8 protein-coding genes are annotated in these 13162 nt (G+C 37.0%); 2 read left to right on the forward strand and 6 right to left on the reverse strand.

What is annotated here, in order from left to right; all coding sequences use genetic code 11:
- Window positions 1-521: 521 nt before the first annotated feature.
- The 6 genes from ACKPCE_RS07190 to ACKPCE_RS07215 all read right to left on the reverse strand — a co-directional run bounded on the left by ACKPCE_RS07190 (window position 522) and on the right by ACKPCE_RS07215 (window position 8913).
- Window positions 522-1493, reverse strand: coding sequence for a hypothetical protein (locus ACKPCE_RS07190; protein WP_319504658.1), 972 nt, complete (start codon window positions 1491-1493; stop codon window positions 522-524).
- A complete protein-coding gene (locus ACKPCE_RS07195) occupies window positions 1486-4584 on the reverse strand; it encodes an efflux RND transporter permease subunit (protein WP_319504659.1) in 3099 nt (1032 codons plus the stop codon). The genes ACKPCE_RS07190 and ACKPCE_RS07195 overlap by 8 nt, the downstream gene beginning before the upstream one ends.
- A gap of 13 nt (window positions 4585-4597) precedes the next feature.
- Window positions 4598-5659 (reverse strand): efflux RND transporter periplasmic adaptor subunit, encoded by a 1062-nt coding sequence (locus ACKPCE_RS07200; protein ID WP_319504660.1) that lies wholly within the window; start codon window positions 5657-5659, stop codon window positions 4598-4600.
- 15 nt (window positions 5660-5674) lie between these two features.
- On the reverse strand, window positions 5675-7009 hold the full coding sequence (locus ACKPCE_RS07205) for a TolC family protein (RefSeq protein WP_319504661.1): 1335 nt from the start codon (window positions 7007-7009) through the stop codon (window positions 5675-5677).
- A gap of 123 nt (window positions 7010-7132) precedes the next feature.
- Window positions 7133-7897: a LytR/AlgR family response regulator transcription factor gene (locus ACKPCE_RS07210; RefSeq protein WP_319504662.1), complete on the reverse strand. Its 765-nt coding sequence runs from the start codon at window positions 7895-7897 to the stop codon at window positions 7133-7135.
- Window positions 7894-8913: a sensor histidine kinase gene (locus ACKPCE_RS07215; protein WP_319504663.1), complete on the reverse strand. Its 1020-nt coding sequence runs from the start codon at window positions 8911-8913 to the stop codon at window positions 7894-7896. The genes ACKPCE_RS07210 and ACKPCE_RS07215 overlap by 4 nt, the downstream gene beginning before the upstream one ends.
- Window positions 8914-9023: 110 nt before the next feature.
- Between ACKPCE_RS07215 and bla the strand changes: the two genes are divergently transcribed.
- Together bla and ACKPCE_RS07225 are read left to right on the forward strand one after the other, a co-directional pair.
- The gene (gene bla / locus ACKPCE_RS07220) at window positions 9024-9791 is read left to right on the forward strand and encodes a subclass B1 metallo-beta-lactamase (protein ID WP_407654957.1); all 768 of its coding nucleotides are present in this window, start codon (window positions 9024-9026) and stop codon (window positions 9789-9791) included.
- A gap of 328 nt (window positions 9792-10119) precedes the next feature.
- Window positions 10120-13149, forward strand: a complete 3030-nt coding sequence (locus ACKPCE_RS07225; protein WP_319505937.1) for a SusC/RagA family TonB-linked outer membrane protein — start codon at window positions 10120-10122, stop codon at window positions 13147-13149.
- Window positions 13150-13162: the final 13 nt, after the last annotated feature.

Consider the following 13162-nt stretch of genomic DNA (forward strand, 5'->3'; position numbering starts at 1 on the left):
TCAATGTTATTTTTATAAGATATAACTAACAAACATATAATTGTGTTTCTTATTTTTTCTTGTAGACTTTCTGATTTGCATAAAAAGATATTTAATGCGTAATCTAATTCTTGCGAGAAGGATGATTTTTGCATGTAACTCTGTGTCTCAAGGGCTATAGAACTATTTAAAAACAGTGGATTTAAATTAATTAAGTTGAGGTGTTTGTTTCCGGCCCAATGTAGCAAGCAAATAATAGCACATGCCAAATGGTCTTCCATACTGTTTTTTATGAATAGGTCGAAACTAAGTATAAATGATTTTTTATTAAAATGATGCTCGTTCTCAAATTCTTTAAAATTACTTTTACTGCTAAATTTCTGTTTTTTATTAGCTTTAATTGCCTTATGTATAGAATTTATGAGAAACATCTTATATCGAAATTGTACAAAAAAGTGGCTTTTAAGATTTAATATGTTTTCTCTGTGTATTTGGTGGCTCAGGGTATGTAAGTCTACGACGTTATTCATGTTATGATGGTTTTAAGGATTAAGTGATATACCAACGCTAAGAAAAAATGCAGGGTTTTGATTAAAAGACAATATGTGTTCACTCATTTTCTTCCCGGTTTCAACTATTTTGGAATTTATCATTTGAGTTATGCCGGTTTTTATATATACAATAACGGGTTGGAAATTGTGTTCATAGGTTATTCCCGACTGGATAAGTATTTCTCTGTAGTTATAACTGTCTTTGTATTTTTCTTTTTCGGGGTAAAGATAAAATTGATTTGTTCTGAGTTCGCTTGATAATGAGATTCTACCGTTTTTGCCCGTGTCATTTAATAAAGAAATTCGTTGCGGTAATATAGCTATCAAACTCCATTTTCTGCTTAATTTTTGTTGCCAGCTTAATATAGGGATTACGGGCGCTAATGCGGTTGCATCATAATTTAATGATAAACCGGCAGATAAAGTGGTAGTGGTAGTTTTTTTGAGAATTAGTAATGCACTACATGTTGCCTTCCACGATTCGATCTGTTTTTCACTACCGTCAACTATCAATGAAATGTTATACATAGCTGGCTTTCCGAATAGTGTGGATGAATAGGCAAAACTGGCGCCTCCCCCGAAATAGTGTAAGTCATTATGACTTTCTATATTTGGCATGCTCTGAGATTCTGAAGTCACATTGTCAACACTAAAATGGCCGTATTGATATCTTAAAGATCCAATTATAGCCCAATTGGACTTCATTACAATTGGAGCATTGAATGATGCTTTTATATTTTTTCTGTCACTAACAGTCCCTCTATTGTATTCTTCCTTGAGAAGTTTGGATGTAAAGTCGTATGACATGACTTGTTGTACTTCAACATCAATCATTCGCGTGGCAGGGAACTTTTGAGTTACCCTGCCTGCGAATGGTTGTAGTTTAGGCTGTTCTGTATTGTTTTGCCCATGTAGCAATTGTGTATAGAAGCTCAGATATATGAGATAAATTAATTTATTCATGTTGTTTGTTGTGTGAAAATTTAGTTTTTAGGTTGTCAACGACCATATAAACGCAAGGCACTATTAGCAGAGTTAAAAAGAATGAGCTGGTCAAACCTCCAATAATTATCCATGCCATGCCATTTTTAAGTTCAGAACCTGGGCTTTGAGAAAGGGCTAGTGGAAGCATTCCCAAAATCATAGCAAAGGTAGTCATGATAATAGGACGTAAACGTTCTTTCCCGGCTTCGACCAAAACTTGAGTCAAGGGTAAACCTTTGCTCTTGAGGTGATTTGCAAAATCAACTATAAGAATTCCATTTTTAGCGACGAGCCCTAGTAGCATGATGAGTCCGCATAAACTAAATGTGGTAAGATTGTTCATTGTCAGGGCAAGCGCCAACAAAGCACCGATAATGGCCACGGGTATGGAGAATAGTACAACAAAGGGATATACTAGGCTTTCATAAAGGGCTACCATTATTAAATAAATTAAAAGTATGCCGATGCCCAGAGCGAAAATTAAGCTGCTAAAAGCTTCTTCTTGTCTTTTCTGATCACCCATGTATTCAATGGACACACCGGTAGGCAGCGAGGATTGAATCAGCTTTTCTTTTATCTCTTTGACGATGGTTCCGGATGCACGTCCTACTGCTGCAGAATTAATGGTGATAGATGGCAGTCGGTTGGTTCTTTCAAGGATGGAAGAGACCATTGTTTCTTCTATTGAAGCTACTTGGCTAAGGCGAATGGTACGACCTTCTTTATTGGTTAATATCATATCGCGCAAGTTCTCAACAGTTAATTTGTTAGTGTCATCCATCTGAATATTTATAGCGTATTCATTGTCATTCTCTTTCAAGTCTATGTTATCATTTCCTTTAAATGCTATATTAATCATTTGTGAGACTTCCTGAATGGTTAATTTCATGCTGCTTATTTTCACTCTGTCTGGTATTATTTGTATTTGTTTTCGTTCGGATTGTGTGCTGTATTTTACATAATCTGTTCCTGGGGTACTTTCAACGATCTTTTTTACTATTTCAGCTGCTTCTTTTACATTCTCCAACGAAGCTCCTTTTATGGCAATTTGTATGGGTGAGTTGCTGCTGCCGGTGATGTTCATGGGCAATGCTGTTACTTTAACGCCGGGAATGGAGCTTTCTATTTCATTGCGTACTAATACGCCAAACTCATCTGTTGTTATTTCTCTTTTCGTTTTATCTTTTAAAACAATGTCCATTTGTCCCCAATGTGCGTTAGTCGAAGTTGTTCCTCCGCCACCAGTTTGGGTACCGACCAAAGTATATAGGGTTTCAACGTCTTTATTTTTTAGAATAATTGATTCAGCTTGTTTGAGCATCTGGTTCGTCTGGTATAGGGACATATCTGTTGACATTTCCACTTTGATGCTTATCTCACCTCTGTCACCTGAATCGAGAAAGGAACTTCCAATAAAACCTCCGGGGATCAACCAGATGGAGCCTGCCATTAATGTGAAAATACAGGCAAACAAAATTCGTTTATGTCTTAATACCCACAATAATATGTGGCCGTAAATCATTTTTATGGCTTCCAGAAAGTTTTCGAATTGTATATTAATGCGACCCCACCATGTGTTTTTGTTCAGGTGGTCAACTTTTCCGAAAAGTGATGCCAATAAGGGAGTCAGGGTAAATGAGACGAAGAGGCTAAGTAAAGTGGAGAATACAACAACTAATGAGAACTGTCGGACGAGGTTTCCTACTAATCCGGATGTAAGAGCCATAGGGATGAATACGACCAAATCGACCATGGTGATGGCTACTGCTGTGAAACCAATTTCCTGCCTGCCGTCAATGGCAGCGCGAACTTTGTTTTTCCCCATTTCAAGGTGGCGAAATATGTTTTCCAGTACTACAATACTGTCATCAACCAAAATTCCGACAACAAGAGATAGGGCCATGAGGGTCATCAGATTGAGTGAAAAACCGAAGATACTCATCATCATAAAGGTCGGAATCATGGCAGAAGGAATCGCTACTAGTACAAACATGGAGCTGCGTAAACTATGTAGAAAGAACAACATAACTAAACCGACAATGAATATTGCTAGGATAAGATCGTGCACTACCGCGTCAGCAGATGCTAATGTGTATAATGACTGGTCGGATGCAATCGTATATGCAAATTCTTCTTTTGAATATTCATTAACTAGTTGATTAAGTTTTTCTTTTATTTTTTTGCTTACTTCAACCGTATTGGCGTCATTTGTTTTAAATATTTGAAGTCCGATTCCATTCACTCCGTTGATTCGATTGATGGTTTTTGGGGTAGCATCCGTATCGACTACTTTGGCGATGTCTTTGATTAACACCTTACTTCCGTTCTTATTTTCACGAATGATTATATTACGAATCATATCGGTAGTTGTAAGATCTGCATTCAAGCGAAGAGATAGTTCTTGTTGCTGTGATGATAATTTTCCGGCCGGATAGACTAGAGATGCTGCATGAAGTGCTTGATATACCTGACTGATAGGTATGTTATAGAAATTTAATTTGTGATTATTGATTTCTACTTTGATTTCACGCGGACTACCTCCGATTATGGAGACTTGTCCAACTCCTGTAACATTGGTTAATCCGGGTAGAATGTTGTCTTCAACCAACTGATAAAGACGAGTGTCTGATAAGTTTGCTGATACAGAAAGGTTTAATACGGGAAACTGATCGGAACTGAATCTGTTAATGACCGGATCTTCAATATCTTCAGGAAGAGTTGATTTTATTTGATTGATCTTGCGCTCTATGTCTTGCTGAACTACTACATCATCAACTTCGGGCTTGAGCTGAATAGTAATGGTTGAGACGTTTTCCATGGAACGAGAGGTTACAATATCTAACCCTTCCACTGTGGATACTGCGTCTTCAATTGGCTTGGTCACAGCAGATTCGATATCTTGGGGTGAAGCACCTACATAGGTCGTATTGATAGAGATTACACCCGCATCAAATTTAGGCAGTAACTCATAATTCAAATTTTTATAGCCTAATATTCCAAAAAGAATTAATACAGTGAAGATAACCGTAATGAGAAGAGGCCTTTTTATGGATAGTTCTGTTATTGACATACTAATATGTTACTTATTTGTTAATGACTTTCGTGACGCTGCCTTCTTTCAGATTTATTTGGCCCGAAAGAACGACTTCATCACCCAATGACAATCCGCCGATTATTTCAATATTTTGGTCAGAGGAAATTCCTGTCTTTACTTTCTTTGCGTGAGCAACCCCATGACTTATAATGTATACATAATTTTCTTTTCGGTCCGAAACAATTGCTTGTTGAGGGATCAATATTGCATTCTCCTCTTGTTTGAGTGTGATTTTGACAGCAACATTAGTCCCGGCTTTTAGCCATTCGTCGGGATTATCAATCAATACATCTACTTGGTAATTATGATTTTCATCTCCATTGGGACTAATATATATTATATGGCCGGATATTGTCTTTTGGGGAAAGCTGAGTAGCTCTATTCCCACCTTTTGGTTAATCTTGGCGTAATATACTTCTGTTTCATCCAGATAAACGGTTGCTTTGAGTTTTGATATGTTAACTATTTCAGCAATAGAAGAACCGGAATTGGCAAACTCTCCTGTTTTGAAATCATTGGTTATAACTGTTCCGCTTATAGGAGCGATTATTTTAGCATTTTCAATTTGTTGCTTTATTTGCTTGCGTTGTACAGCCGTATTTTCAAAATTGTATTTGGCAGAGAGAAGTTCAATTTCACTACTGGCATTTCCTTTATACAAGTCTTGAATCCGTTGGTAATCTTTTTTTAATTTTTCATGAGACAATGTGGCTGATTGCAAACTTAACTCTGTGAGTTTAGTGTCAATATGTCCAATAACTTCTCCTTTGCGGACTCTACTGCCCAAATCAATACGTAGATAGCTGATCGTGCCTGCTACTTGTGTACTGGCAGTAGCTCTTTCAACTGGATTTAATCTGGCAGGAAGTGTTTTTTGAATTTCTAATTTGCCGGAGTTTACAATTTTTGTGGTCACTGCAACCGGAACATTAGAACGATCAACAAGTTGATTAGCTTTGTTGATGGAATTCTTGTTGAGAACTAGCGTTACTATTATTGCAGTTATAGCGATACAGGTAATGATTATAAAGAGGATTTTTGCTCGTTTCATTCTATTCGTTATTTATTAATTATTTTTCAACTGATTATAAAAAGAAAAAAGAGTGCCTTTGTTTTTTTCGTAATCTAGTCTTCTGCTCATGTAGGAGAATAGATTATTGACATATTGTAATTGGGCATTTTTATATGCGTTATCGTCATTGAGGAATACACTGATAGGCGAAGCCCCTTTTTGATAATTTAGGCTTGATGTATCAAGTATTTTTTTTGCTAATTCAAGATTGTCTTTGCTCCCATTTAGATTGTTGTATGCATTGAGAAGATTTTTTTCTGAGTTTTGGAAGGTTAATTGATAGCCTGTCTCTGCCAAATGCAGATTGGTGTAGCTGTTTTTTAATACCAATTTACTCTCTTTGATTTTGCTTGATTTTCTTAAACCGGAGAATAAATTCATACTTACGGATACTCCGATGTAAGAGTAATCCTTCCAGGAATTAAAAATGCCTGACATGTCTTCAGAATAACCTTGTTTGCCAGCACGACTAAAGAGGTTTATTGTAGGTAATAATTCTGCTTTCTGTGATTTATAATTGTATTCTAATAACTTTTGCTGTGTTTTGTTGATTTCATATTCGGTAAGATTATTAATATTAAGCGAAGCTATTTCAGGAAAGGATACGTACTGCTCATAATTGGTCGAGTCACTGATGTGAAGTTCGGATTCCAGACTTAATCCCATGGTAAATTTTAGATTGTCAAGTGCGTTCTTAATTTGTGTTTCCACTTCATTCAGTTGATATTCTGCTGATTTAAGACTTACACTAACACGCTCCACATCAGTTTCAATAATGATCCCTTTCTGATGTTTTAGTTTTAATATATCTAATAGTTGAATGTACGATTGTATAATTTCTTGTAACTTTGCTTTGTATTCTTTGTATACAAGTACCTGAAAATAAGCTTGAGCAGTATTAAATATGATGGATTCGCTGTTTTGTATCTGTTGCAGATCGGCTATTTTGATATTCACTTGGCTGCTTTTGATGTTATATATAGCCGGTTGATTATAAATGGTTTGCGTTACTTCTCCATAGATATTTGAGTTGTATTTCTTACCGAACTGCATTGAAATGTCTTCATCACTTAATACTCCGGCCGGTATAATGTTAGTTTGTAATTTTAGATTGTCCGTAACGGTACTATTTACATTAATTTGAGGTAAATAATAGCTAATGGCTTGTTTTTTTCGTTCTTTGGCTATTATGATATTGTTTTGGTATACTTCTGTGGATGAATGATTTTGTAAGCTATACTCTATGCACTGAACCAATGAATAATTACCTTGTGCGTAGCCTTGGTATGTTATGCAAAAAAATAAAATAGAGAAAAGTTTAATTTTCATATTGTAGCATGAATTTTGAATTGAGTAATTTCGAAATTTATGCGACAAAATTAGTGCTTCGATTAACGGGTTACAAGATGATAAAGGTTGAAGCGGACATAATAGGAGTAGAAACGGGCATTATCAACGCTCTGATAGCCAAGCTTGGAATTCTGTTTTTTTGAGTTTACTAACAATTATGCTTGTATTGCATTGGACAGATAACTTGATGAGAAGTTTCCTATTAAAGTAGGGCTCCACTTCTTTAATCGCTTCAAAATTAACTAGAAACTGTCTGTTCGCCCGATAGAACTTATTAGGGTCAATCATTTTTTCTAATTCTTCTAAGGAATGGTCAATTATATACTTTTGTTCATTGAACGTAAAAATAAAAGAGAGCTCGTCTGCAATGAAAAAGTAAGCAATGTCCGTAACTGATACGGGAAACATTTTGCCTTTATGATGAACTAGAAAGGAAGATCTATTTATTTGAGGGAGGGTTTTGAATAATGTGTTGTTTGGTTCATTGTTTGAATTGTTCATCTGGTAATGTGACTTCAAAAACTCAACTTTGGCCAAACTACTCCCAACCGATTCCATGTCAAATGGCTTTAAAATAAAATAGATACCATTCATTTTAAAAGCTTCTACAGCATATTCATCATAAGCTGTACAAAATATAACCGGACATGTGATGTTGACTTCTTTGAATACGTCGAATGAAGGGCCGTCAGATAATTGGATATCCATATAAATCAAATCGGGCATACTATTTGTCTTAAGGTATGTCACAGTTGAACTGATGCTGTCCAATATATTGAGAATCATTATTTGGGGATTGATCTTTTTTAAAGTTTGAGCCAGATCAACAGCCGTACGTGCTTCGTCTTCAATGATTAGTATTTTCATATATTTGGAATAATAGGTATCGTTACTGTATAATATTTATCGTCTCTGTCTATTTTTATATGCTGATTGCAGAGATACTGATATCTTTTGTCAATGTTAGCTAAACCAATACACGTGGATGGTTCAAATACTTTTTTAGGTTGTAATGTATTAGAGATTATCAACTGATAATCTTCGGTACTATGTATCTTTATTTCTAAAGGGTGTTCGGCGGATATTATATTGTGTTTTACACAGTTCTCTACAATGGTTTGTAATGAAAATGGTGGTATATAATATGAATGATATTTTGAATTAATATCTATATGTACCACCAATTTGTTTTCGAATCGACATTTTAGCATGAATAGGTATGCCTCTAGGATAGTGAGTTCTTCTCCTAGAGGGACCTTTTCGCTAGATGAAAGTTTCAAAGAATATCGAAGCATATCCGATAAACGCATAATAAAGGTCTCTGCATTTTCTTTGTCGTCGCGAAGCATCACTTTTAATGTCGCTAATGAATTAAAAAGAAAATGAGGGTTGATTTGTTGACGTAATATTTCAAAACGAACTTGAAGGTTTTCGCGGAGTAATCGTTCGTTTTCAATATCTATTTTTTGTTTCTCAGATAATAGATTAAAAGTATACTTAGTAAGTAATATAATGCTGCACAATAGGAAACTAAGAAAGAATTTTCTATAAGCTGTGTTGTTGGCATATATCTGATTCTGTACAACGTGATTTGTGAGATAAATGGTGAAGTGTGTAGCAGGAATGCCAATTAAATAATAGGTGAATATAGTGACGGCTTTTATTCTTTTTTTTATTGCGGAAATATTTTCAGTTAGATAAGTCGTTAATATTAATAGGCTCCAGTTTACAATGCACACGGCAAAAATACGGAGAAGAATAAAAGAGTAGGTATTATACGAATTTTTGGGATCAACAATTGTGTTTATAGCACCTATAATACTAATGATTATAGATGAATAAACGGCAATCTTGATGTTGTATTTGTATTCGGATGTTCTCATTGCAACAAAAATACGATAAAAAATATATTTCTTGTATTTAGTCTTCTATTTTAAGACTGATTTACTATTAAAAATAAATTCATATCTTTGAGGTGCTAATAATGTATTTTATGAAACGTATTTACTTACTATTCATTTTCTTTTCTGCGTTTTTCCTAAATGTTAATGCTCAGAAAGGTATTTCTGAAACAGAACTTTCGCCCAAAATAAAGGTTGGGCCGGGTATGGAGGCTGTGAAATTGTGCGACAGGGCTTACTTTTATGTCTCTTATGATGATATGGGTAGCTTTGGTGTGGTGCCGTGCAATGGTTTGATTTTGGTAAATAACGGTGAAGCGGCTTTGCTCGATACGCCTGCCAACGATGAGCGTACTGCTATGTTGGTGAAGTGGATTGAAGAGGGACTGAAGGCAAAGCTTACTACTTTTATTCCCAATCATTGGCACGGTGATTGCTTGGGTGGACTTGCTTATCTGCAAACCAAAGGGGTGAAATCGTATGCCAACCAAATGACTATTGATATAGCCCGGAAAGAGAAGTTGCCGGTACCCGATTATGGGTTCACTGATTCGCTGACAGTGAAGTTGGGCGATATGGATTTGTGTTGTTACTACCCCAGCGGAGGGCACTCTACTGATAATATTGTGGTATGGATTCCTTCTGAGAAGATTCTTTTTGGAGGATGTATGGTTAAGGAGCTTAAAGCTACAGGATTGGGCAACTTATCTGATGCTGCAGTGGCAGAGTGGCCTTTGACTATAGATAAGGTTACGCGTAAATATCCCGATGCGCGCATTGTTATACCGGGACACGGTGCTTATGGTGACAGGGAGCTGTTGTTGCATACGCGTGAGTTATTGCAAAAAGCTGAGAAGTAGCAGGTTGTTAAATAACGGATAGAAATGAGCCGTTCATTGGAGTAAATGCTTCATTGAACGGTTTTTTATGCTTTCCACTGATTACAAAATGATACTCTGCTCGTCATGTTAAATATATCTACTAACCAAATTATCTGAGTCCTCTATCTCAAAAGAACACTGAAATAACAGCGATATAATTTCAATTAGTAATCTTTTTAATATTATGAAGAGAAGAAGATTTTTATCTTGGGAGTCCAAAGGAATTTGGGTATTCTTACTCCCGCTTTTTGCTTTGTTTTTTATTTCTACGCATGCAAATGCTACTGTTGACGAAGTATCGACGGTGATGCAGCAGCGAGTTGTTAATGGAACGATCATTGACGAACTGGGTGAGCCTATGATTGGTGTTTCTGTTCTGATAAAGGGCACCAGTGTAGGAACAATTACTGATTTTGACGGTAAGTTTTCATTGAAAGTGCCGGCAAATAATAGTGTGCTGGTGGTTTCTTACATTGGATACCAAACTCAAAATCTGGAGATCGGAAACAAAAGCAGTTTGAATATTCAAATGAAGCCGGATACCAAAACGCTCGAAGAGGTAGTGGTTATTGGTTACGGTACTGTGAAGAAAAGGGACTTGACGGGTGCCGTTACGTCTATTAAAAGTTCGGATGTAACGTTGAATCCGGGATCAAACCCGATGGAAGCGTTGCAGGGTAAAGTGGCCGGTTTGGATATTACAAAGTCATCTGGTCAGGCCGGTTCTGGTGTGAGCATGCAGTTAAGGGGCACGCGCTCTTTTACAGCAAGCGGAAACCCTACTTTTATAATCGATGGCATGCCGGGTGATTATTCTACATTGAACCCGAATGATATTGAGTCTATTGAGGTGTTGAAAGACGCTTCTTCTACTGCTGTTTATGGTTCGGCAGGTGCCAATGGGGTTATTATTGTTACCACCAAAAGTGGTAAAGAGGGTAAGACTGCCGTTAACTTCAATGTGTTTGGTGGCTTTAATGGTTGGTCAAAAACACCCGAAATGCGTAGCGGTGATAGTTACATCAATGTGTTGAGAGATGCTAATGCGGCTACGGGTAACTGGACTTCTACGGCTGACGACAGTCGTTTATTTACGTCAGACGCTGCGTATCAGGCACATTTGGCCGGACAATATATTGACTGGGCCGATTTGTTGATGCAAACGGGTTACACTCAGAATTACAGTTTGTCTGTGTCGGGTGGAACGGAAAAAACAAAGGCTTATATGTCTCTTAACTTCTCGGATGAGAACGGACAATATAAGGGTGATGATTATAAGGTTTATTCAACGAATATCCGTATAGATCATAAAGTGAACAACTGGCTTTCGGCCGGTGTGAATATGCAGGCGTCTTATGTACATCAGAATAAGGCGTATGCCAGTTTGGAAAGTGCACTGTGTGCTGTGCCTTTGGGTAGAGCTTACGATGATAATGGTAATATAAACGTGAATCCGGTTGTTGATGACGGTAACGAAATAAACTTGCTGCTTAACACGGCTGGCGGTGTGTATAAGAATCAAAATCAGAACTTGAAATTGTACATGAATCCGTATGTTCAGATTACACCGATGAAGGGGCTGACGCTGATTTCACGTATTAATGGTACGTTGGCGTATTCGCGTACTAATTATTTCCAGGGACAGGGTTCGTATCAGTATTATGTAGCTTCGGGAGCCGATGCTGTGGGTACAAACTCTTCTGTTTATGCAGCTGTTACTCAAAATAGAAACTATAATTATAAGTGGGAGAATGTGCTGACTTATGATTTTACGATCAATAAAGATCATGCTTTCACTGTAACGGGTGTTACAACATGGAACCACAATCAAACGGATAACAGTTACCTGAAACAAGATAATATCACGGATAATAAGTTTTTGTGGCATGGCATTTCTTCAAACTCTGCTGCTGTTGCTCAAACTTCATACAACATGTCGAAAGGTTTGGGACTGGTAGGGCGACTTAATTATTCGTATCTGGGACGTTATTTATTCTCGGCTTCGGTTAGACATGATGGTTCTTCTCGTTTGGCCGATGGTAACAGATGGGATACGTTCCCTGCGGTTTCTGCCGGATGGAGAATTTCCGACGAACAGTTTATGGAAGGCACAAGAGAATGGCTCGATAACCTGAAATTACGCGTGGGATATGGTGTGACGGGTACGGCGTCTATAGATCCTTATACGTCAACATCACACCTCGATCAGAGTTATTTTAGCTTGGGCGGACAGAAGGAGCTTGTTTACATGTTCTCTGAAAACTATACGAATGCCAACCTGGGATGGGAGAAATCATATAATACGAACATCGGGGTTGATATGGCTGTGCTGAAAAACCGTATTGACTTGGCTGCCGACTTTTATTATACGAAAACGAAAGGCGTGATATGGCAAAGATATCTGCCTATTACAAATGGCGGATACAACGCTTCTACTCAGTATTATACTAACATGAATATTTGTTCTACTGATAATAAAGGGGTTGAGGTAACTTTAAATACGCGCAACATTCAAACCAAAGATTTTAAATGGAGCTCAACTTTGACGTATTCATTCAATAAGGAAAAAGTTACTTCGCTAGCCGATGGTACTTCTAATTATGTAACCAACGGTAATTATACGTTGGCTAAAGGATCTCCTGTTAATTCATTCTATAAGTATAAAATTACCGGAATATGGCAAAAAGGAGAAGAAAGTGATGCGGCTGTATTCGGACAGAAACCGGGCGATATCAAAATTGATATTCCTGGACTTAAGAAATCAGAGATCGGTAAGTATGTAGATGAAGAGGGTGTGGAGTATACGGCCGACAATAAGTATACCATCAGCGAAAATGATTATCAAATCATTGGACATAACTCTCCCGACTGGACACTGGGATTGCAAAATACGCTTAACTGGAAGAACTTTGATTTAAGTGTCTTTATGTTTATGCGTTGGGGACAAATGATTAATTATTCCATGTTGACTCGTTATGATCCGACCGGAGCTAATAATTTCCCGGAATATTTCAATTACTGGACTGAATCGAATCCGTCGAATGATTTCCCTGCTGCGAATGCCAATATGGCTTTAAAAGATTATACGGGATATTATTCTCTGTCTTATGTAGATGGTTCTTTCTTTAAAATAAAGAATATTACTTTGGGATATAACTTGCCTAAAGATTTGCTAAAGAAATTCGGCTTCGAGAAATTGAGAGTTTATGGAACCATTACCAATCCTTTTGTTGTGGCTAAAAGTCACTTGTTGAAGGATTATGATCCTGAAATGAACGGAAGCCTGAACTATCCGCTTACTAAACAATTGGTATTTGGTTTAAATTTATCATTCTAATTCATAATTAACG

Source organism: Bacteroides graminisolvens, from assembly GCF_963666085.1.
Classification (GTDB): Bacteria; Bacteroidota; Bacteroidia; order Bacteroidales; family Bacteroidaceae; genus Bacteroides; species Bacteroides graminisolvens.

What these genes read in the sequence shown, in the direction of transcription:
- ACKPCE_RS07190 (WP_319504658.1), bottom strand. Translation starts at nt 1,493, where the DNA reads ATGAATAAATTAATTTATCTCATATATCTGAGCTTCTATACACAATTG.
- ACKPCE_RS07195 (WP_319504659.1), bottom strand. Translation starts at nt 4,584, where the DNA reads ATGTCAATAACAGAACTATCCATAAAAAGGCCTCTTCTCATTACGGTT.
- ACKPCE_RS07200 (WP_319504660.1), bottom strand. Translation starts at nt 5,659, where the DNA reads ATGAAACGAGCAAAAATCCTCTTTATAATCATTACCTGTATCGCTATA.
- ACKPCE_RS07205 (WP_319504661.1), bottom strand. Translation starts at nt 7,009, where the DNA reads ATGAAAATTAAACTTTTCTCTATTTTATTTTTTTGCATAACATACCAA.
- ACKPCE_RS07210 (WP_319504662.1), bottom strand. Translation starts at nt 7,897, where the DNA reads ATGAAAATACTAATCATTGAAGACGAAGCACGTACGGCTGTTGATCTG.
- ACKPCE_RS07215 (WP_319504663.1), bottom strand. Translation starts at nt 8,913, where the DNA reads ATGAGAACATCCGAATACAAATACAACATCAAGATTGCCGTTTATTCA.
- bla (WP_407654957.1), top strand. Translation starts at nt 9,024, where the DNA reads ATGAAACGTATTTACTTACTATTCATTTTCTTTTCTGCGTTTTTCCTA.
- ACKPCE_RS07225 (WP_319505937.1), top strand. Translation starts at nt 10,120, where the DNA reads ATGCAGCAGCGAGTTGTTAATGGAACGATCATTGACGAACTGGGTGAG.